At 68.1% G+C, this 20,183-nt stretch carries 21 protein-coding genes and 1 tRNA gene; 15 read left to right on the plus strand and 7 right to left on the minus strand.

Going from position 1 to position 20,183, the window contains the following annotated elements; translation table 11 throughout:
- Window positions 1–46: 46 nt before the first annotated feature.
- Genes ACLFA2_RS18200 through ACLFA2_RS18220 form a run of 5 tightly spaced genes read left to right on the plus strand, consistent with a single transcriptional unit; the run spans window position 47 to window position 4,947 of the window.
- Window positions 47–1,231, plus strand: a complete 1,185-nt coding sequence (locus ACLFA2_RS18200) for a ferrochelatase (protein ID WP_029259195.1) — start codon at window positions 47–49, stop codon at window positions 1,229–1,231.
- Between the two features lie 38 nt (window positions 1,232–1,269).
- Window positions 1,270–1,755 (plus strand): ribose-5-phosphate isomerase, encoded by a 486-nt coding sequence (locus ACLFA2_RS18205; RefSeq protein ID WP_021200523.1) that lies wholly within the window; start codon window positions 1,270–1,272, stop codon window positions 1,753–1,755.
- Window position 1,756: 1 nt separating this feature from the next.
- Window positions 1,757–2,770: an Fpg/Nei family DNA glycosylase gene (locus ACLFA2_RS18210; protein WP_292763474.1), complete on the plus strand. Its 1,014-nt coding sequence runs from the start codon at window positions 1,757–1,759 to the stop codon at window positions 2,768–2,770.
- 39 nt (window positions 2,771–2,809) lie between these two features.
- A complete protein-coding gene (locus ACLFA2_RS18215; protein ID WP_029259196.1) occupies window positions 2,810–3,454 on the plus strand; it encodes an FMN-binding negative transcriptional regulator in 645 nt (214 codons plus the stop codon).
- Window positions 3,451–4,947, plus strand: coding sequence for an amidohydrolase (locus ACLFA2_RS18220; protein WP_426621769.1), 1,497 nt, complete (start codon window positions 3,451–3,453; stop codon window positions 4,945–4,947). The genes ACLFA2_RS18215 and ACLFA2_RS18220 overlap by 4 nt, the downstream gene beginning before the upstream one ends.
- Before the next feature lie 75 nt (window positions 4,948–5,022).
- Here ACLFA2_RS18220 and ACLFA2_RS18225 read toward each other — a convergent pair whose 3' ends face one another.
- On the minus strand, window positions 5,023–5,508 hold the full coding sequence (locus tag ACLFA2_RS18225; protein WP_021200527.1) for a Dps family protein: 486 nt from the start codon (window positions 5,506–5,508) through the stop codon (window positions 5,023–5,025).
- A gap of 130 nt (window positions 5,509–5,638) precedes the next feature.
- On the opposite strand from ACLFA2_RS18225, the gene ACLFA2_RS18230 reads away from it, so the two are divergent.
- Window positions 5,639–6,175: a gamma carbonic anhydrase family protein gene (locus ACLFA2_RS18230; protein ID WP_021200528.1), complete on the plus strand. Its 537-nt coding sequence runs from the start codon at window positions 5,639–5,641 to the stop codon at window positions 6,173–6,175.
- A 30-nt stretch (window positions 6,176–6,205) separates the two neighbouring features.
- Window positions 6,206–6,279 (plus strand) — tRNA-Ile (locus ACLFA2_RS18235).
- Between the two features lie 4 nt (window positions 6,280–6,283).
- On the opposite strand, the gene ACLFA2_RS18240 is transcribed toward ACLFA2_RS18235, so the two are convergent.
- A complete protein-coding gene (locus tag ACLFA2_RS18240; protein ID WP_021200529.1) occupies window positions 6,284–6,910 on the minus strand; it encodes a helix-turn-helix domain-containing protein in 627 nt (208 codons plus the stop codon).
- Window positions 6,911–7,040: 130 nt separating this feature from the next.
- Here ACLFA2_RS18240 and ACLFA2_RS18245 point away from each other — a divergent pair, with 130 nt between their 5' ends.
- Both ACLFA2_RS18245 and ACLFA2_RS18250 read left to right on the plus strand, forming a co-directional pair.
- Entirely contained in the window at window positions 7,041–8,261 is a 1,221-nt protein-coding gene (locus tag ACLFA2_RS18245; RefSeq protein WP_426621770.1) for a globin domain-containing protein, read from the plus strand.
- Between the two features lie 118 nt (window positions 8,262–8,379).
- Window positions 8,380–8,640, plus strand: a complete 261-nt coding sequence (locus ACLFA2_RS18250; protein ID WP_021200531.1) for a DUF6458 family protein — start codon at window positions 8,380–8,382, stop codon at window positions 8,638–8,640.
- A gap of 44 nt (window positions 8,641–8,684) precedes the next feature.
- Here the strand turns inward: ACLFA2_RS18250 and ACLFA2_RS18255 are convergent, their stop codons facing one another.
- The 3 genes from ACLFA2_RS18255 to ACLFA2_RS18265 all read right to left on the minus strand — a co-directional run bounded on the left by ACLFA2_RS18255 (window position 8,685) and on the right by ACLFA2_RS18265 (window position 10,912).
- The gene (locus ACLFA2_RS18255; protein WP_021200532.1) at window positions 8,685–9,002 is read right to left on the minus strand and encodes a hypothetical protein; all 318 of its coding nucleotides are present in this window, start codon (window positions 9,000–9,002) and stop codon (window positions 8,685–8,687) included.
- Window positions 9,003–9,170: 168 nt separating this feature from the next.
- Complete coding sequence (locus ACLFA2_RS18260) at window positions 9,171–10,085, minus strand: helix-turn-helix transcriptional regulator (RefSeq protein WP_426621771.1); 915 nt, start codon at window positions 10,083–10,085, stop codon at window positions 9,171–9,173.
- Window positions 10,086–10,186: 101 nt separating this feature from the next.
- Window positions 10,187–10,912, minus strand: a complete 726-nt coding sequence (locus ACLFA2_RS18265) for a 3'-5' exonuclease (protein WP_136024872.1) — start codon at window positions 10,910–10,912, stop codon at window positions 10,187–10,189.
- Window positions 10,913–10,978: 66 nt separating this feature from the next.
- Here ACLFA2_RS18265 and ACLFA2_RS18270 point away from each other — a divergent pair, with 66 nt between their 5' ends.
- On the plus strand, window positions 10,979–11,878 hold the full coding sequence (locus ACLFA2_RS18270) for an alpha/beta fold hydrolase (protein WP_426621772.1): 900 nt from the start codon (window positions 10,979–10,981) through the stop codon (window positions 11,876–11,878).
- Here ACLFA2_RS18270 and ACLFA2_RS18275 read toward each other — a convergent pair.
- The gene (locus tag ACLFA2_RS18275; RefSeq protein WP_021200536.1) at window positions 11,850–12,323 is read right to left on the minus strand and encodes an Lrp/AsnC family transcriptional regulator; all 474 of its coding nucleotides are present in this window, start codon (window positions 12,321–12,323) and stop codon (window positions 11,850–11,852) included. The two genes, ACLFA2_RS18270 and ACLFA2_RS18275, sit on opposite strands and share 29 nt — an antisense overlap.
- Window positions 12,324–12,494: 171 nt before the next feature.
- On the opposite strand from ACLFA2_RS18275, the gene pdhA reads away from it, so the two are divergent.
- Genes pdhA through ACLFA2_RS18290 form a run of 3 tightly spaced genes read left to right on the plus strand, consistent with a single transcriptional unit; the run spans window position 12,495 to window position 15,975 of the window.
- Entirely contained in the window at window positions 12,495–13,616 is a 1,122-nt protein-coding gene (gene pdhA / locus ACLFA2_RS18280) for a pyruvate dehydrogenase (acetyl-transferring) E1 component subunit alpha (RefSeq protein ID WP_021200537.1), read from the plus strand.
- Window positions 13,613–14,623 carry an alpha-ketoacid dehydrogenase subunit beta gene (locus tag ACLFA2_RS18285; protein ID WP_021200538.1) on the plus strand — a complete coding sequence of 337 codons (1,011 nt, stop codon included), beginning with the start codon at window positions 13,613–13,615 and terminating at the stop codon, window positions 14,621–14,623. The genes pdhA and ACLFA2_RS18285 overlap by 4 nt, the downstream gene beginning before the upstream one ends.
- Window positions 14,620–15,975, plus strand: coding sequence for a dihydrolipoamide acetyltransferase family protein (locus ACLFA2_RS18290; protein WP_021200539.1), 1,356 nt, complete (start codon window positions 14,620–14,622; stop codon window positions 15,973–15,975). Before ACLFA2_RS18285 ends, ACLFA2_RS18290 begins: the two co-directional genes overlap by 4 nt.
- Here the strand turns inward: ACLFA2_RS18290 and ACLFA2_RS18295 are convergent.
- On the minus strand, window positions 15,968–16,576 hold the full coding sequence (locus ACLFA2_RS18295) for a TetR/AcrR family transcriptional regulator (protein ID WP_021200540.1): 609 nt from the start codon (window positions 16,574–16,576) through the stop codon (window positions 15,968–15,970). The two genes, ACLFA2_RS18290 and ACLFA2_RS18295, sit on opposite strands and share 8 nt — an antisense overlap.
- Window positions 16,577–16,686: 110 nt before the next feature.
- Here ACLFA2_RS18295 and ACLFA2_RS18300 point away from each other — a divergent pair, with 110 nt between their 5' ends.
- Window positions 16,687–18,240 carry a carboxyl transferase domain-containing protein gene (locus tag ACLFA2_RS18300; RefSeq protein WP_021200541.1) on the plus strand — a complete coding sequence of 518 codons (1,554 nt, stop codon included), beginning with the start codon at window positions 16,687–16,689 and terminating at the stop codon, window positions 18,238–18,240.
- An 11-nt stretch (window positions 18,241–18,251) separates the two neighbouring features.
- Window positions 18,252–20,183, plus strand: a complete 1,932-nt coding sequence (locus tag ACLFA2_RS18305; protein ID WP_426621773.1) for an acetyl/propionyl/methylcrotonyl-CoA carboxylase subunit alpha — start codon at window positions 18,252–18,254, stop codon at window positions 20,181–20,183.

The raw sequence follows: 20,183 nt of genomic DNA on the forward strand, positions 1-20,183 counted from the left end.
TGAATGCGCGCACTCCCGCACTCCGCCGAGGTGGGAGGATGGAGGGGTGACTGCGATCGAGCCGAATGTCGTTCCCTTTGCTTCGCCTGCTGCCTCCGGCGGTGCGCCCTTCGTGACCACGCCGGTCGCCTACGACGCGATCCTTCTCGCCGGATTCGGCGGGCCGGAGGGTCAGGAAGACGTGATCCCGTTCCTCCGGAATGTGACGCGCGGGCGCGGCATCCCCGACGAACGACTCGAAGAGGTTGCACACCACTATCGTCACTTCGGCGGAGTGAGCCCGATCAACGGGCAGAACCGTGTGCTCAAGCAGGCGCTCGAGAACGCCCTGGTCGAGCGAGGCATCACGCTCCCTGTCTACTGGGGGAACCGCAACTGGGCCCCGTACCTGGAAGAGGTCGTCACCGAGGCGTCGGGCAACGGTCACAACACCCTCCTGGCTTTCGCCACCAGTGCATACAGCTCGTTCTCCAGTTGCCGTCAGTATCGCGAGGACTTCGCCCGCATCCTCGAGGAGACGGGCCTGGGCGAGACCGTGACGATCGACAAGATCCGTCCCTTCTACGATCACCCGGGGTTCGTCGAAGCGTTCGAGACCGGCGTGCGGGAGGCTGTCGAAGGCTTCCTCGCCGAGGGTGTCGCCGCAGCCGACATCCAGATCCTCTTCTCGACGCACAGCATCCCGACGGCCGACGCCGAGCGCTCCGGCGCACGGGACATCGACTGGGGCGAAGGCGGTGCGTACGCCGCACAGCATCTCGCCGTCGCCGCCTGGGTGATGGACCGCGTGCGGCAGACCGTTCCGGCATCCGCCGATGTGTCCTGGGAACTCGTCTACCAGTCCCGCTCCGGCCCCGCCTCGCAGCCGTGGCTCGAGCCCGATGTGTGCGACGTGATCGGCGAGCTGCCCGAGCGCGGTCGCAAGGCCGTCGCCGTCGTACCAGTGGGCTTCATGAGCGATCACATGGAGGTCCTGTGGGATCTCGACACCGAAGCGGCCGAAGCCGCGGAGGAGGCGGGCCTCGCGTTCACGCGCACACCCACCCCGGGCGTGTCACCGGCGTTCGTGACGGGCATCGTCGACCTGATCGAAGAGCGTCTCCAGGGACGCCCCAACGAAGAGCGCGCGCATGTCACGTCCCTCCCGGGAGGTTTCGACGTGTGCCGTCCCGGGTGCTGTGAGAACATCCGCGCGGGCTTCAAGCCGGCCGCGGCCGGTGTCGCCCCGTGACCTCTCGGTGATGCACGCGCACTTCTAGGATGGGAGTCATGCGCATCCACATCGCCACCGACCACGCGGGCCTCGACTTCTCCACCCAGCTGCAGGGACATCTGCGCGCAGCCGGACACGAGGTCGTCGATCACGGTCCGATCGAGTACGACGCGGTCGACGACTACCCCGCGTTCTGCATCCGCGCGGCTCAGGCGGTCATCGCCGATCAGCGGGCGGGCGTCGAAGCTCTGGGTGTGGTCTTCGGAGGTTCCGGAAACGGCGAGCAGATCGCTGCGAACAAGGTGGAAGGCGTCCGTGCCGCACTCGTGTGGAACCTCTCGACGGCAGAACTGGCCCGCGAGCACAACGACGCCAACGTGATCTCCATCGGCGCACGACAGCACACCTACGACGAGGTCACCTCGTTCATCGACCGTTTCATCGAGACGCCGTTCTCCGGAGACGAGCGCCACGTGCGGCGCATCGGCCAGATCGCGGACTTCGAACGCGACGGCTCCCTGCTCCCGGACCCGCGGGCCTGAGATGCCCGAGGGTCATTCCGTCCACCGGATCGCTCGTCAGTTCGACCGCAACTTCGTCGGCAAGACGCTGAGCGCCTCCAGCCCGCAGGGCCGGTTCGCCGAAGGTGCCGCTGTCCTCGACGGGCGCGCGGCGGTGAGCGTGCAGGCCGTCGGCAAGCAGATGTTCCTCGAGACGGAAGGCGATCTGTGGCTCCGCGTGCACCTCGGTCTGTACGGGGCGTGGGATTTCGCGGGCGAGATCCTCGTCGACCCGACCATCGCCTCGGCGAACGGGCGGATGGGCCAGACCAACCAGCGGGGTACCGTCCTCGACGAGCCGATCCTCGACGAGCCGATCCTCGATGATGCGGGGGAGAACTCGCTGGCGTCGATCGGAGCCCCTCGACGCACCCGGGTGCATGTGCGCATGTCGGAGCAGACGAAGGGCCTCGCCGACGAGGGGATGGAGTGGCCTCCTCCTGTCGTCGGGCAGGTGCGCCTTCGCCTGATGACCGACATCACCGCAGCCGACCTCCGAGGACCGACCGCCTGTGTGCTGCAGACGCCCGAAGAGATGCTCGCCACCGTCGCCAAGCTGGGGCCCGATCCGCTCGTCGGCGATCCGGTCGAGAACGAAGAACGGTTCGTCCGGGCGGTCCGGAAGAAGCCGACGGTCATCGCACTCCTGCTCATGGACCAGTCGGTCGTGAGCGGCATCGGGAACGTGTACCGGGCCGAGATGCTGTTCCGGCAGCGGCTGAATCCGCACACACCTGGTCGGGATGTGCCCGAAGACGTCGTGCGTGCGCTCTGGAACGATTGGGTGCGGCTGCTCGCCGTCGGTGTGGAGACCGGGCAGATGATGACGATGGACGGCCTCACCGGTGCGGACTATCGAGCGGCGATGGCAAACCGCGACGACCGCCACTGGGTGTATCACCGCGCGGGGCTTCCGTGCCGCATCTGCGGGACGGAGATCGCCCTCGAGGAGATCGGCGCGCGCAAGCTCTACTGGTGCCCCCGTTGTCAGGCCTGACCACGCACCTGCCACCGCCATCCGTTCTAGGCTGATCGAATGCGACAGAATCCCAGCTTCACGCTGGCCGACGTGACCGAGATCCGCCGAGTGATCGAGGCGAATCCGTGGGCGACGATCATGAGCGCGGGCGATGACGGACTCGTCGCCTCTCACTACGCCGTTCTCCTCGACGAATCGCGCGACGACCTGACCGTCGTCGGGCACGTCGGCCGTCCGGACGATCTCATCCACGGCATGGGCCGGCGAGAGATGCTCGCGGTGTTCCAGGGTCCACACGGTTACGTGTCTCCGGGCTGGTACGGCGATGTCGCCGCCGTGCCGACGTGGAACTACACCGCCGTGCATCTGGCCGGCGTGCCCGAGATCCTCACGGACGAAGAGAACCTCGTCGTCCTCGACCGGCTGGTGGAGCGATTCGAATCGCGGATGCCCGAACCGAGGCGTATGTGGGAGCGTCCGAATGACCCGGGATACATCGAGCGGCTCGCTTCGGGGACTGTCGGCTTCCGGTTGACGCCGACCCGCGTCGTCGCCAAGAGGAAACTCAGTCAGAACAAGCCGCCGGAGACGATCGAGACGGTGATCGCCGCGCTGTCGACCGACGGACCGTATTCCAACCCGGCTCTCGCCGCGGAGATGCGGCGCGCACAGGACGCGCGCCGAGGAGGACGACAGCAGTGACAGAACGCGGAGCGGCGATCGACACCATCACGGCCGTGCGGATCGCGGGCCCCGGGCGTGAATTCCTGATGGATGACGAGCCCGTGGACATCTTCATCGCCGACGGGCGCATCGTCGACATCGCGCCGACCGGTGCATTGCCGGCGCGGGGCGAGGTCATCCGCGGTGATGGCGCCTGGGCCGTTCCGGGGCTCTGGGACAACCACGTGCACACGGTGCAATGGGCTCTGGCATCGGAACGAGCGCCGCTCGGTCACCTGGAATCCGCCGCCGCTGCCGCCGCGGCGATGAGCGGTGTGGCCCCGTTGCCGGATGGACGTCGTGTCGGCACCGGTTTCCGTGACGCCCTGTGGTCGGATCGGCCCTCACTCGACCTCCTGGACGCGGCGACCGGGGACATCCCGACCTACCTCATCAATGCCGACGTCCACAGCGTCTGGCTCAACACCGCGGCGCTCGCTCGTGAGGGGTTCCGGAGCGACGATGGTGTGCTCCGCGAGACCGACGCCTTCGAGATCTCGCGGCGCCTCAACGCGGTCGACGCCGCCCATGGCGACCGCGCCATGATGCGCGCTGGAGAGCAGGCCGCCGCGCGCGGCATCACCGGCCTGGTCGACTTCGACATGGCGTGGAGTGCGGAAGCCTGGCCGCGACGGGTCCAGGCCGGCTTCGTCTGGCACCGTGTCGAGTTCGCGGTCTACCCCTTCGACCTCGACCGTGCGATCGGCGCCGGGTTGCGCACGGGAGAACTCCGCGAGGAGCACGACGTTCCGACACCGGGTAGAGGCCTGGTCCGCGTCGGGCCGCTGAAGATCATCACCGACGGTTCGCTGGGCACGCGAACCGCCGCCTGCTCGCACTCCTATCCCGGTGACCCCGACAACTTCGGGATGCTCACCGTGCCTTCCGATGAACTCTTCGCGCTCCTGACCCGGGCGACAGGCGCTGGTCTGGGCGTGGCCGTGCATGCGATCGGCGACCGGGCGATCACCTCGGCGCTCGACGCCTTCACCACCACGGGCGCCGTCGGGTCGATCGAACATGTGCAACTCGTCCGACACAGCGATCTCGCGCGGTTCGCGCGCCTCGGGGTGGTCGCCAGCGTCCAGCCGCAGCACGCCGTGGATGACCGTGATCTGGTGGATCGCCACTGGGCGGAGCAGACCGCGATCGGCTATCCGCTGGCATCGCTGCGCGATGCCGGCGTGCACCTGCGTTTCGGATCCGATGCACCCGTCGCCGAGCTCGACCCCTGGCACGCCATCGCGGCTGCGGTATCGCGCACCGACGACGCGCGGGAACCCTGGCATCCGGAAGAACGGATCACAATCGACCAGGCGCTCGAGGCGAGCGTGCGTTCGTCGGTGCGTCCGGGCGAGCCCGCCGACATCGCCCTCTGCGCTGCAGATCCTCGCACGGCGACAGGGGCGGACCTGCGATCCATGCCCGTTCGCTCCACGATTCTGGCCGGATACGTCACCCACATCGGCTGATCTTCCGCACGCACGAAGCGCGCACGAAGAAGGGGCGATCCTCGGAGAACCGAGGATCGCCCCTTGCCGATCAGATCAGGCGGCGATGTGCGAGACCAGGAACCAGCGGTCCTTCTCGAGGCCGCGCTGGATCTCGATCGCGACGTCCTGGCTGGTGAGGTCGACCTCGTCGAGGCCGTCGACGGCGGCCTTGACGTCGACGAGGATCGCGTCGATGTCAGAGATGACGGCGCGGATCAGTTCGTCCGACTGGGCGAAGCCGGCGGCGACGGAGGTGGTTCCCGCCTTGTCGGCGACTGCGTTGACGCGAGCGTCGATCGGCAGACCGAGCGCGACGATCCGCTCTGCGGCGGTGTCTGCGAAGTCACCGGCGTGGGCGACGATCGTGTCGAGCAACTCGTGGACGCCGATGAAGTTGGCGCCGCGGACATGCCAGTGTGCCTGCTTGCCGTTGATCGTCAGCGCCTGGAGGCCGAGCACGACAGGGGAGAGGAACTGGGCCGCCCCTGCAGCCACGGTCGGGTCGATGGCGGTGGTGGAAACGGTCTGTGCCTTGCTCATCTTGTGCTCCTCTGGAACGGGTTCTCGTATCTGATGAAGACAACGCTACTCAGCCTCATACATTCCGCAAGCAAGCTGAGGCTCGGCTCACTTCCGCGTGATTCCGGGGAAGTGAGGGTAGTCTCGCCTCATGAGCATCGCGTCCGGAGCCTCTGTCCTCGCCCTGCCGAACAGCACACCGTCGATCGACGCGACGGCTTTCGTCGCAGACGGGGCGCGCATCATCGGTGAAGTCTCCCTCGCCGCCGGTTCCAGCGTCTGGTACAACGCCGTGCTTCGTGGCGACTCGGCCGGGATCGTCATCGGTCCCGGCTCGAACGTGCAGGACAACGTCTCGGTGCATGTGGATGCCGGACACCCGGTCGTGATCGGTGCCAAGGTATCGGTCGGACACAATGCGGTCGTCCATGGCTGCACGATCGGCGACGGCACGCTGGTCGGCATGGGATCGGTGATCCTCAGCGGTGCGGTGATCGGTGAAGGCTGCCTCGTCGCCGGAGGCGCCGTCGTACTCGGCGGGACGGAGATCCCCGCCGGTTCCCTCGTCGCCGGTGTTCCCGCGAAGGTGCGTCGGGCACTCAGTGACGAGGAGCGTGCGGGACTCATCGCCAACGCCGACATCTATCTGGGGCACTCGCAGACGCACTCATCGGCTACCTCGGCCTGACGGCCCCGGCCGCTAGGCTGGGAGGAGTACGGGGCGGTGGCCAAGCTGGTTAAGGCAGTGGGCTCATAACCCAACGATCGCGGGTTCAAGTCCCGCCCGCCCTACTCCTCAGCCACGACCGCTCCCGGGTTCCCTCCGCCCGAGCAACAGCCGGCATTGCCGCGGCGAGACGAACGGATCCAACCGCTGCATCTCGAGCGGCCCGTCGCTGAGCTGGAGCACGTCGCGGACGAGCTGGGCGTGAACGTCGCAGACGAGCGCCTGATCTTCCGCCAACAGCCCTTGATAGCGGCACGGAGCCAAGTCGAAGCGCAGCGCCGCTTCATCGACGACGGGGTCCAGACCGGCGTCGTCGAGGTGTTCGTAGAGGACGTCGACCTGACGCAGGGCGTCCTCCTCGAGCGCAGTCGGGGCATCGTCCGTCACGGCTCGGAGCATCCGCCCCCGCTCGCTCGCCCCGTCGACGCGCGAGCGCGTGACGGTGTTCGATGTCACGTCGCGCACAGGATGGAAGACGACGGACGGACGCCCTCGACCGCCGGACCTTCGTGTCTCACTGCGGATCAGCCCCTCGTCCTCCAACACCCGCAGATGATCCCGGACGGTGTTCAGCGGGATGCCGCTCTCCTCGGCGAGCGCGCCGGCGCGCCGGCCGGGCGCCTGTTGTATGGCGTGCAGCAGCTGGAGTCGACGCGGCTGAGTGAGTCCTCGGAAGTCATGGGCGCGACGGGGCATGTGGCGAGGATAGGCGGGCGCGAACAGTCCTGGACTCCTTTCCACCGGAAATAACCCGGTGAAAGACCCGGCGCGTACCCTCGCCGCGGGAAAGGGTGGGAGAACCATGACGATGAAGAGAAGGGAAGTCATGAAACTCTCAACGGAGTCCGAGGCGGTCGTGCGTGCGACCGCGGGAGTCGTCGCGCAGCATGCGGACGAGATCACGACGCTGTTCTACCGCGAGATGTTCGCCGCACATCCGGAACTGCTCCGTGTGTTCAATCGTGCAAACCAGGCGATAGGCGAGCAGCCCAAGGCGCTGGCCGCATCGGTGGTTGCGTTCGCCGTCCACCTCATCGACCCCGAGGCCCCCGATTTCACGCCCGTCATGCGCCGGATCGCTCACAAGCACGTCTCCCTGGGCATACAGGCACGCCAGTACACGATCGTCGGGCACCACCTCCTCGACGCTGTCCAGACGGTCCTGGGCGATGCCGTCACCCCCGAGGTCAGAGCCGCCTGGGACGAGGTCTACTGGCTCTTCGGCTGCTCGCTCATCGCGGAGGAGGCGAAGCTCTATGCGCAGGGCGGAACCGATCCCGAGCAGCCGTGGCGCACACACCGCGTCGTGGAGCGCGTGGTGGAGTCCGACGACGTCATCTCCCTCCTCCTCGCTCCCGTGGAGGGGGCAGTGGCCTCGCACCGCACCGGCCAGTACGTCGCCGTCGCCGTCGACCTGCCGGATGGCTCCCGACAGCCGCGCCAATACACGATCTCCTCCGGGCCGCGAGGCGATTCGCTGCGGGTGACGGTGAAGCGGGTACGCGGTGAGGGCGGCCTGCCCGACGGCCTGGTGTCGACCTGGCTGCATGAGCACGCGCATCCCGGAACAGTGCTCGACGTATCGCAGCCGGCAGGCGATGTCGTGCTCGACGACGACGAGCACCCGCTGATCCTGGTGTCGGCGGGTATCGGCATCACTCCGATCGCTGCGATCGTCGAGGACCTGTCACGACGTTCTCCCGGCCGCACTGTGCGGCTCTTCCATGCGGACCGCGCCCACGACACGCACGCGCTGTATCCCTCACTTCGTCGTCAGGTGCTCGCGATGGACGACGCCAGGGCACAGAACTGGTACGCGAAGGACGCAGACGGGGCCCCGACCCTGCATCCCGCTCTTCCGGGCAGGATGGACCTCACCGATGTGGAGCTGCCGGACGACGCGGTCGTGTTCATGTGCGGACCCCTCGAGTTCATGCGGAACGCGAGAGCGACCCTTCTGCGCCGAGGAGTGCCCGCTGAGCGGATCGCCTACGAGGTCTTCGGCCCCGATCTCTGGCTGCAGCAGCCCGCGACCGACGCCGCCTGAGGTCTCCGCACACAGGGGAGGAGGGGAACGGGCGCGCGGATGTCAAGCCCCTCCTCGGCGGTGCCGCACCACGCCATGCTTTCGATGTGCGGCACCGCGCCGCAGAACGGGAGGCACCATGAGCATCGGCAGCGGAATCGCGCTCTTCGTGATCGGGGCGATCCTCGTCTTCGCGATCAACGTCGACGTTCCCTGGGTCGACCTCGACATGGTCGGCTACATCCTGATGGGGGCCGGCGTCGTCGTCTTCCTCATCGGCATCGTGCTGCTCGCACGTCGGCGTCGCACCGAGACGGTGTCGCGCACCTTCGTCGATCCCGCCACCGGAGAGCCGACGACGCGTCGCTCCGTGAGCACCAGCGGCGACGAAGCGGTGTGAGCCCAGCCGCTGACGGCGTCCAGCTCGGAGGGTGTCGGGCGCCGTCAGTCGGCGGTGACGCTCTCGAGATGTTCCTCGACGAGCGTGATGCCACCGCTCGAACTCGCGGAATGAGCCAGCTCTTCGATCCACCTTCTGCTCAGCTCCGGCGTCTGTGCGTCCTGGAAGACGAAGCGGAGCGGGATCGAGGGATGCAGCCACAGGGTGGAACGTCCGGGCGCATCGCCGTCCGGGTGCCGCCACGAGAGGGTGAAGCTCTCGTTACGACGGAGTTTGGTCGCGATGACCACTTTGAGATGCGCGAGCGCGCGGTCATCGATGTGGATGGGAGTCTTCGCGTCGCCGTAGTAGAGGCTTCCCATCAGCGTGGGGACGATTCGTGGGGGTGGCGCGCGTGGACCATGGTTCTCCTCGGGGGCGTGCTCGCAGGACCGAGGTCCGGGACACTCGAACTCTAACCGCAGATCGCTCCGACGCCCCGCGCTCGCCCCCGACCCGCCGAGCGACGCGAAGAGAATATTCGTTCCCTGTCAGGTCGATGGCAGTGCGGGCGTCATCCCGTACGCCTCGCGGTAGGCCGAAGCGAACCGCGAGGAGTTGCTGAAGCCCCACCGTCGAGCGACCTCGCCGACCGAGCGACCCCGACCGTTGCGGAGATCACGATGGGCGCCGTCGAGGCGCGCCCGACGCAGAGCATCCGCAGGCGTGATATCGAGCGCGCGACGGAACGCGTATTGCAGACCACGAGTGGAGATGTAGGACGCGGCCGCGACGTCGTCGATGGTGATCGCCAGATGCGCGTTCGCATCGATGTAGGCGAGCGCTCGGCGAACGGCCGCCGGTGCACCGGCGCGCTGCGCCGGGCGCCGCAGCGATTCGGAGAATGTGGTCGGGAACGCCGAAAGCGTGATCATCAGGGCATGGCGTTCGAGCTCGGCGACGAGCAGATCGTCTGCGATCCCGTCCCGCAGGGACTGGTCGAGGTAGGCGAACATCCGCTCCCACCGTTGGGAATCCATCACGGAGTGCGGCGCGAGTCCGGTCGTGCGAAGCTCTCGCCGATCGTCGCCCGTGATCTGCCGCGCTCTGCTCTGCGCGGCCTGTTGGTCGAAGACGATGGCGCGAACGCGAGCCGACCGGTCCCATCTGGCCTCGACCTCAGTGCCGTCGGACATCCAGACGGCTTCGGCGTCCAAGGAAGCGCGCCCCGACCAGACGCGCGCGTCCGGGGCGTCCACACGGCACACGAGCAACTGATCCTGCGGCTCGGCCCGCGAATGCACCTGAGCGGAAAGGCGATAGTCGACGAACGACGCGGTCTCGAGTTCCTCGGATCGCCAGTCGAATCGAAAGCTCCGCGGATCAGCATTCTGCAGAGAGGCCGATGGAACGAACTGCTGCCACGTGGACTCGACCCGTTCGAGATCGACGGACGTGAACTGCATGGGCTGCTCCTCGTGCTTCGCGCCCTGATCCCACTCGAGGGCGCACCATCTGGAGCGTATCCCACGACACCTGATTCCGAGCCGAGGAGCAGCGACGCACGTCACTCCACGATGGGGCCGGCGTGCCGCACCGGCCAGCGTCCATCGAGCATGTCATCGGGTTCCAGACGTCCGATGCTCACGAAGTACTCGGTGAGGTTGGCTGCCTGCGAGCGGGCCCAGCCGATCTGGTGCGTGTGGAGCTGTACCGGATTCTCGGGGAGACGGAACTGACGGGCGAGCGCCTGCGCCACGCGCCCGGCGGCGATCGCATCCGCAGACGCTTCGTGGGCGCCCTCCAACGGGACGGCGTAGTGCGCCGCGACCACCTCGAGCGTGCGTCGACCGCGCCGGTAGCGGTCATACGCCTTGTCGATGACGAGCGGATCGATCACCGGTGCGGGGTCGGTGAGCGGGTCGACCCCGTGCCGAGCGGCTTCGCAGGCGAGCAGCGAGAAGTCGAACGACGCATTGTATGCGACGACCGGCACACCCTGACGGAACAGGGACCGCAGGGCAGCAGTCACTTCGGCGACCACCTCAGGGACGGGCCGCCCGTGGGCTCGCGCGTGCGCCGTCGTGATCCCGTGCACCGCGGTTGCGCCGTCGGGGATCGGCACACCGGGGTCCGCAAGCCACGAACGGGCCGCGACCTGTCTGCCATCGGCGTCGAGGATACCGACGTAGGCGGTCACCACGCGGTCCGACTCGACGTCGACTCCGGTCGTCTCCAGATCGAACACCCCGACACGGGTGAGCCAGGCAGGAAGCGGGGGACCGGCTGGCATGGCTTCACGCTATGGTCGGCCGCGGACATTCAGGAGAAGGCGCACGGCGACTCGTAGACTCTGAGGATGACCGTGCCTTCCCCGTATGCGGACCGTCTTCGTCGTCTGCCCGTGCAACGCCACGAGGTCGAGGTGCGCGGGGCGACCACGGCGTACTGGGCGTACGGACCCGAAGACGCCGGGACGACCGTCGTCGCGGTGCACGGCTTCCGGGGTGAGCACCATGGCCTCGAACCGGTGCTCGCATACCTCCCCGAGGTGCGGGTGATCGCGCCCGACCTTCCGGGCTTCGGCGAGTCGGCCCCGCTGCCGGGACGCCGTCACGATCTCGACGAGTACGCCGGATGGCTCACCGACTTCGCCACCGAGGTCGCACCCGGCGCGGTCATCCTCGGCCACTCCTTCGGGTCGATCGTGACGGCCGCGGCGGTGGCCCGCGGATTGCAGACTCCGCGCCTGATCCTCGTGAACCCCATCGGTGCCCCCGCGCTCGAGGGGCCCAAGGGGCTCATGACGCGCCTGGCCGTGTTCTACTACGCCCTCGGCGCCCGGCTCCCGGAGAATCTCGGAACCGCGCTGCTGCGCAATCGGATCATCGTGCGGGTCATGAGCATCACGATGGCCAAGACGAAGGACCCCGAGCTCCGGCGGTTCATCCACGACCAGCATGACACCTACTTCTCCCGGTTCTCCGATCGTGATGTGCTCCGCGATGCCTTCGTCGCGAGCGCCTCGCACGACGTCCGCGAGTTCGCGCCCGACATCGACGTTCCGACGCTCTTGGTGGCGGCTGAACGCGACGACATCACGCCGATCGAAGCGGAGCGGAAGCTGGCGACGCTCTTCCCGGACGCCGGGTTGGTCGAGATCGCCCACGTCGGGCATCTGATCCACTACGAGACGCCGGCGGAGGCCGCAGGGGCGATCCGGCGCTTCCTCAGGATTCCCGTCGTGCGAGGCCGATGAGGCCGGCCACACGGAACGGGATCACCTCGCCCATGGCGAGTGAGGTCTCGGTGCGTTCCACTCCCTCGATCGACAGGATGCGCGCGTCGGTGTCGAAGAGGTGACGCGCGTCGCGACAGGCCACGCGTGCGAGCAGATCGATCGATCCGCTGAGCCCATGCGCCTGCACGACTTCGGGAATCCGGGCGAGTTCGTTGATGATGCGAGGAAGCTCCGTCTGGCGGACCCCGATGCTCACGAACGCCTGCAACGGGAATCCGAGCACGTCCGGCGAGAACGACCTCTCATAGGACAGGAAGATCCCGCTCTGCTCGAGACGTGCCATCCGCGCCTGGATCGTGTTGCGGGACAGGCCCAGGCTCTCCGCGAGCGCGACGATCGTGGTCCTCGGGTCGTCAGCGAGTGCGGCGAGAAGCTCGAGATCGATGCGGTCCAGTCCTGGCATAGTGCCAAACCTTAGCAGGAGCCTTCCGTGCCAAATTGAGCAACATGCTCAAGCCCTTTCAGAATGCTTGAGCGAGGTGTTGAGCAGACGTACTCTCAGACCATGCCGGTGATGACGCTGGCATCAGTGCGCGGAGCCTCACGAGGGCCGCCGAGGACGAGGAGGACGACGATGTCACCGCAGATCACCCCCATCGCAGACACCGCCCAGGATCTGGAGCTCTCGGAGCGCATCCTGAATCCGGACGGCAGTCGCATCGCGAACCCTCGGCTGGATCCTTTCGTCGCCGACATCGACAGTGCGCAACTGCGTTCACTGCTGCGGGACATGGTCATCCTCCGGCGGATCGACGCCGAAGGCGTCGCCCTGCAGCGCCAGGGACAGCTCGGCCTCTGGGCACCCTGCCAGGGGCAGGAGGCGACCCAGATCGGCACGGCACGCGCCATCGCGCCGGAGGACTACGTGTTCCCGAGCTACCGGGAAACCGGGGTCATCTACGCGCGCGGCGCCCAGCCGGGCGACTATGTGCGCATGTGGCGCGGCGAGGAGGGCGCCGCGTACGATCCGGCCGCACTCGGAGTCGCGCCCTTGCAGATCATCATCGGTGCCCAGACACTGCACGCCGTCGGCTATGCCTTGGGCATCCAGCACGATGGCGCCAAGGAAGTCGCGGTCACGTACTTCGGCGACGGTGCCACCAGTCAGGGCGATGTCAACGAGGCGATGATCTTCGCCGCCTCGTACCAGGCCCCCGTGGTCTTCGTCTGCCAGAACAACCACTGGGCGATCTCGGAGCCCGTCTCCGTGCAGTCGCAGTATCCGATCGCCGGGCGGGCTCCGGGGTTCGGTATCCCCAGCGTCCGCGTCGACGGCAACGATGTGCTCGCCTGCATGGCTGCCATGCGCTGGGCCCTCGATCATGCACGTGCCGGCAAGGGGCCCGCCTATATCGAGGCGGTCACGTATCGAATGGGGCCGCACACCACGGCCGATGACCCGACGCGCTACCGTGACCAGGACGAACTCGAATCCTGGCGCCGACGCGATCCGATCGCACGGCTGGAAGCCCATCTGCGCGCCACGGGAGATCTGACCGACGAGCACCTCGCCGAGACCCAGGCGGCAGCAGACGCGGTGGCGAAGGAGATGCGCGCCGCATGCCTCGGCATGGTCACGCGCCCGCCCCTCGCGGTCTTCGACGGCGTCTACGCCGAACCGCACACCGGGCTCGAGCGTCAGCGTGGTGAGTACGCCGCGTACCTCGCCTCCTTCGAGGGCGAGGCCGGCGCATGACCGAACTGACCCTCGGAAAGGCGCTCGGCGCGGGACTGCGTCAGGCGATGCGCGACGACGACAAGGTGGTGCTGCTCGGAGAGGACATCGGGAAACTCGGTGGCGTCTTCCGCATCACCGACGGGCTGCTCGACGAGTTCGGCGCAGCGCGGGTGATCGACACTCCGCTCGCGGAGTCGGGCATCGTCGGAACAGCCGTGGGCCTGGCGTTCCGCGGTTATCGGCCGGTGGTCGAGATCCAGTTCGACGGCTTCGTGTACCCCGCGTTCGACCAGATCGTCGCTCAGGTCGCGAAGCTGCACTACCGCACCCAGGGCCGGGTGAAGATGCCGATCACCATCCGCATCCCGTGGGCAGGAGGCATCGGCGCCGCCGAGCATCACTCGGAGTCCCCCGAGGCCTACTTCGTGCACACGGCCGGTCTGCGCGTGATCGCGGTCTCGAACCCGGAGGACGCGTACCGCAGCCTGCGACAGGCGATCGCCTCCGACGATCCGGTGATCTTCTTCGAACCGAAACGCCTGTACCACCACAAGGGCGATGTCGACCTGGAGGCGCCGCTCGCGGACGCAGCGCCCATGGGACTCGCGCGCGTCGTGCGAACCGGGAACGACGCGACCCTGATCACCTACGGGGCGATGGTCTCCACGGCGCTTCAGGCGGCCGACGCTGCAGCGGACGAGGGCGTCTCTCTCGAGGTCATCGACCTCCGCTCGCTCTCACCGGTGGACTACGACTCGGTCGCCGCCTCGGTGCGCAAGACGGGACGCGTGGTCGTCGCCCACGAGGCCTCTCGCGAGGCCGGCGTCGCAGCCGAGGTGATCGCGAGCATCACGGAGCGCTGCTTCGAGTACCTCGAGTCGGCGCCGTTGCGCGTCACCGGACACGACGTCCCCTACCCGCCCGCAAAGCTCGAGAAGTATCACCTTCCCGATCTCGATCGGCTGCTCGATGCCGTCGACCGGGTGCTGGACCGACCGAACAGTCTGACGGGAGCAGGGGCATGATCGCGGAGTTCCGTCTTCCGGACCTCGGAGAGGGACTGACCGAAGCCGAGGTGGTGACCTGGCTCGTCGCCCCCGGCGACGCGGTCTCGCTCAACCAGACTCTCGCGGAGGTGGAGACGGCGAAAGCGGTCGTCGAGCTGCCCTCGCCCTATGAGGGCACGGTATCGGCCCTGCACGCCGAGGCCGGCCAGACGGTCGCCGTCGGTGCTCCGCTGATCGCCTTCGATGTGGTGGGGGAGGACGAGGATGGGCCCGCGCCCGCGTCGGATTCCGAGGAGAAGGCGCAGCCGAACCTCGTCGGCTACGGTGCCGCCCCCACGACCGCCGGCCGCCCTGCGCGACGGGCACGGCGCATCGGAGCCACCCCGGCACCGGTCGACACAGCCGTTCTCGAGGCCGCACCGCATGACGCCACCCCCTCGGCAGCCGTGGATGCGGTCATCGAACGGCCGCGCTCCACCCCGCCCGTGCGCGCTCACGCCAAGCGTCTCGGCATCGATCTCGTGCTGGTCGCCGCCGACGTGGGGGATCGAGTCATCACCCGCCGCGACGTCGACGAATACGCAGAGCGGATCGCCCACCGCACGCCGCGTGCCGACGACCTGTCGTCGACGCCCACCCCGTCGAACGCGTCAGTGCTCACAGACGCGGAGCGAGAGACCCGCATCCCCATCCGCGGCGTGCGCAAGCACACGGCGGCGGCGATGGTGCAGAGCGCGTTCACGGCCCCCCATGTCACGGTCTTCCACACGGTCGACGTGACCGCGACGATGGACCTGTTGTCGAGTCTTCGCGACGATCGCGCCCTCAGCGCACACCGGATCGGCCCGCTCGCGGTGGTCGCGAAGGCCGTCTGTCTCGCTCTGAGCCGCACGCCCGGGCTCAACTCGCGTTGGGACGAGGCCGCCGGGGAGATCGTCCAGCACAACTACGTCGACCTGGGGATCGCCGCCGCGACGGATCGGGGCCTCATCGTCCCGATGATCCGTGATGCGGAGCAGTTGACCCTCGTCGGTCTCGCGGATGCCGTGAAGTCGCTGGCCGAGGTGGCCCGTGCGGGGAAGACCTCGCCGGCGGAACTCGCAGGCGGCACGTTCTCGATCTCGAACATCGGAGTCTTCGGCGTCGATGCCGGCACACCCATCCTGCCCCCGGGGCAATCCGGGATCCTGGCCGTCGGAGCAGTGCGGCGTCAGCCGTGGGAGCACCACGGCGAGATCGCCCTGCGGCAGATGATGACCCTCAGCCTCTCGTTCGATCACCGTCTGGTCGACGGAGCCGAGGGGGCGAGCTTCCTCAAGGATGTCGCCGACATCCTCGAAGAGCCCGGACGGGCGATGCTGCTCAGGTAGTCGCGCGCAGAGCCGCGTCCGCCATCGCGATCAGTACGGTCGCGGTGGCGGAATGCCGCCTGGCGGCGGCACGGGTGCTGTGCGGAGTCGAGTTGATGAGCCCGAAGCATGCCTGCACGCGTAACCGCAGCTCATCCTGATCCGCGCCGCCGCCCGGCGTCCCATGCAACGGCGACAAGGCTGCCATCCACAACTCGATGTACGCGCGCTGGAGGCGGCGGACCTCGGCCCGGTCCGTCTCGGAGAGGAACGCGACATCACGATCCTGCACCTGGATGACCTCGGCATTGCCCAGCGCGAACTCGACATGGAAGCCGATCAGCGCACGCATCCGCTCGTCGGGGGTCGGAGTTTCCTCGGAGACCTGCCGTCCACCGCGGATCAGATCCTGACTCACCTTGACGAGCACGGCCCCGAGCAGTGCCTGCTTGCCGGCGAAGTGACGGTAGACGGCCGGTCCGGATACGCCGACGGCAGCCCCGATGTCCTCCAGGCTCACGCCGCTGTATCCACGCGCGGCGAAGAGACGCGCGGCAGCGTGCAGGATCGCATCCGACCGTTCAGCCTTGGCGCGGTCTCGGGCGGTGACCGGGCTTGTCATCTCAGTTAATCCTCGCTAACCTGAATCAACGGGTTAGTGAACACTAACCGAAAGTGCATGCACCGCGCCAGGGCCCGCCCTCGCGGACGTGGGTCGAGGAGGACATCACGATGCCGGCAACCCAGGAGTCTCTCGCGCAAGACCTGCGAGACCGCCTCGCGACCGCGGCTCGCGGCGGACCGGAGGCGTCCCGCGAACGCCACGTCGCGCGCGGCAAACTGCTCCCGCGGGACCGCGTCGCTCGGGTGCTCGATGAAGGCAGCCCGTTCCTGGAAGTCGCCCCCCTCGCGGCCGACGGCCTGTACGGGGGAGAGGCGCCCGGTGCTGGGGTGATCGCCGGGATCGGACTCGTCCACGGTCGCCACGTCATGGTGGTCTGCAACGACGCGACGGTGAAGGGCGGCACGTACTACCCCCTCACGGTCAAGAAGCATCTGCGTGCGCAGGAGATCGCCCTCGAGAATCGCCTGCCTTGTCTGTACCTGGTCGACTCGGGAGGCGCCTTCCTCCCGAAGCAGGACGAGGTCTTCCCGGATCGGGAGCATTTCGGCCGGATCTTCTTCAACCAGGCGCGTATGTCCGCCGAAGGGATCCCTCAGCTCGCCGCAGTTCTCGGTTCCTGCACGGCGGGTGGCGCCTATGTCCCCGCCATGAGCGACGAGACCGTGATCGTCCGCGGCCAGGGAACGATCTTCCTCGGGGGGCCGCCCCTGGTGAAGGCCGCGATCGGCGAGATCGTGACCGCAGAGGAACTGGGCGGGGGAGAACTGCACGCACGACGCAGCGGTGTGGTCGACCATCTCGCGGAAGACGACGAGCACGCCCTCGAGATCCTGCGCGATATCGTCGCCACGCTCCCCGCACCCGCAGCTCCGGCCTGGGACGTGGCGCCCAGCCGACCGCCGTCCGAGTCCTCCAGCCTCTACGACGCGGTTCCCGTCGACGTGAATGCCGCGTACGACGTGCACGAGGTCATCTCACGCCTCGTCGACGGCGACACGTTCCTCGAGTTCAAGCCCGAGTACGGCACGACCCTGGTCACCGGTTTCGCCCGACTCCATGGTCATCCCATCGGCATCGTCGCGAACAACGGCGTGCTGTTCAGCGAGTCCGCGCTCAAGGGCGCCCACTTCATCGAGCTGTGCGATCAGCGCGGGATCCCGTTGTTGTTCCTGCAGAACATCACCGGGTTCATGGTCGGCTCCGACGCCGAGGCCGGAGGCATCGCGAAGGACGGCGCGAAGATGGTCACTGCGGTCGCAAGCACACGGGTGCCGAAGCTCACGGTCATCATCGGCGGTTCTTTCGGGGCCGGCAACTACTCCATGTGCGGCCGTGCCTACTCGCCCCGCTTTCTGTGGACGTGGCCTGCGAGCCGCATCTCCGTGATGGGCGGCGCGCAGGCGGCGTCGGTGCTCGCCACCGTCAAGGAGGATCAGCTGACCGCGCGCGGCGATGCCTGGAGCGGCGAGGACCGTGCGGCGTTCGAGGCTCCGATCCGTGAGCAGTACGAACACCAGGGCGAGCCCTATTACGCCACAGCCCGACTCTGGGACGACGGGATTGTCGACCCTGCACAGACCCGCGACCTCCTGGGGCTCTCCCTCGACGTCATCTCCCGCAGCCCGCTGCCCGAACCGCGCTTCGGCGTCTTCCGGATGTGAGTGTCTTGTCCATGACCACGACGTCGTCGTCGAACACCGTCTCCTTCCACACCGTTCTCGTCGCCAACCGCGGGGAGATCGCCCGACGGGTGATCCGCACCCTGCGCACGCTCGGCATCCGCAGCGTCGCCGTCTACAGCGACGCCGACGTCGCGGCACCCCACGTGCGAGAGGCCGATGTCGCCGTGAGAATCGGCCCGGCACCGGCTGCGGAGTCGTACCTCGACATCGATGCCGTCATCGCGGCGGCTCGGCGCAGCGGCGCGCAAGCCATCCACCCCGGCTACGGATTCCTCTCCGAGAGCGTCGGACTCGCCGAGGCCTGCGCTGAGAGCGGCATCGTCTTCATCGGCCCGTCGGTGGAGGCCCTGCAGATCATGGGCGACAAGGCACGCGCTCGCGAGCACGTCCTGCGTTTCGGCGTTCCGGTCGTCCCCGGTTTCGACGCCAAAGGCCTGTCCGACGTCGAGATCGCCGAAGAGGCGGAGAACGTCGGATACCCACTGCTGGTCAAGCCCAGCGCCGGCGGAGGCGGCAAGGGCATGGAGGTCGTCGCCGACTCGACGGGGCTGCGCTCTGCGCTCGCCTCGGCCCGGCGCGTGGCGGCCGCGGCGTTCGGCGATGATGCGCTCATCCTCGAACGCCTGATCAGACGTCCGCGGCACATCGAGGTGCAGGTCTTCGGAGACGCGCACGGTACGGTCATCGCGCTCGGGGAGCGGGAGTGCACGCTGCAGCGACGGCACCAGAAGGTCGTCGAGGAGGCGCCGTCGGCAGGCATCCCCCCGCACACCCGGGAGCGACTGCTCGCAGCCGCCGTGCTGGCGGCTGAGAGCGTCGAATACATCGGGGCCGGCACGGTCGAGTTCCTCATCGACGCCGATGCGCCGGACGAGGTGTCCTTCATCGAGATGAACACCCGCCTCCAGGTGGAGCATCCGGTCACCGAGGAGGTCACCGGACTCGATCTCGTCGCCCTTCAACTCCGCGCGGCCGATGGGCTTCCGCTGGATGTCTCGCCGCGTCTGCGCGGTCACGCTGTGGAGGCGCGCGTGTATGCGGAATCGCCCGAGCGCGGCTTCCTCCCCTCCACCGGGAAGGTGCTGTTGTTCGAACCGCCCGTCGGTGTGCGCGTCGACGCGGCGATCGAGACCGGAAGCGAGGTGACCGGGTTCTACGATCCGATGATCGCGAAGGTGATCGCCTTCGCGGACGACCGTGCCACGGCACTCGCGCGGCTCGACGAGGCGCTCGCACGCACGGTCGTGCTGGGCGTCGAGACCAACATCGCGTTCCTGCGAACTCTCTGCCGGGACGCGCGCGTGATCGCGGGGGATCTCGACACGGGACTCATCGAGACCCTGCTTCCCCTCGACGCGCAGACGCCGTCGACCGCACAGCTCGCTGCCGCGAAGGATGCCATCTCGGAGCTCCGCGCGCCGGTGCGGACCAGCCCTCTGTGGCGAGAGCTGCCGGGATGGCGCCTGGGAGCGGAGAACACGGTGGTCGCCCCGTTCGTGGCGCTCACGGATGACGATGAAGAGGTCGAGCTCCACGAGGCCCCGTCCGCACGATCTCGAGTCTCCGTGCGTGCCGCTGTCGACGGCGACGGCGCGGTCTGGGTGGCCGAGGACGGACACACGGTCCGCCTGCGTCCCCTCGACAGAAGGCAGCGGATGCGGCGTCGGCTGTCGGCGCGCGAGGCGGGATCCGGGGCGACGGAACCGGAGGGACGGGCCCCGATGCCGGGCAGCGTCGTGGCGGTTCACGCCGCGGACGGGGAGAGGGTCTCCGCCGGCGACCCTCTCGTCTCGATCGAGGCGATGAAGATGGAGCACCCGGTGCTCGCACCGCACGACGGTGTGGTGCACCTGCTGGTCGCGGTGGGCGATCAGGTGCGGCGCGACCAACCGGTCGCCCGTGTGATGACGGAGGAGAGCTGA

This window comes from Microbacterium sp. As-52 (assembly GCF_049949185.1).
In the GTDB taxonomy this organism is placed as follows: domain Bacteria; phylum Actinomycetota; class Actinomycetes; order Actinomycetales; family Microbacteriaceae; genus Microbacterium; species Microbacterium maritypicum_A.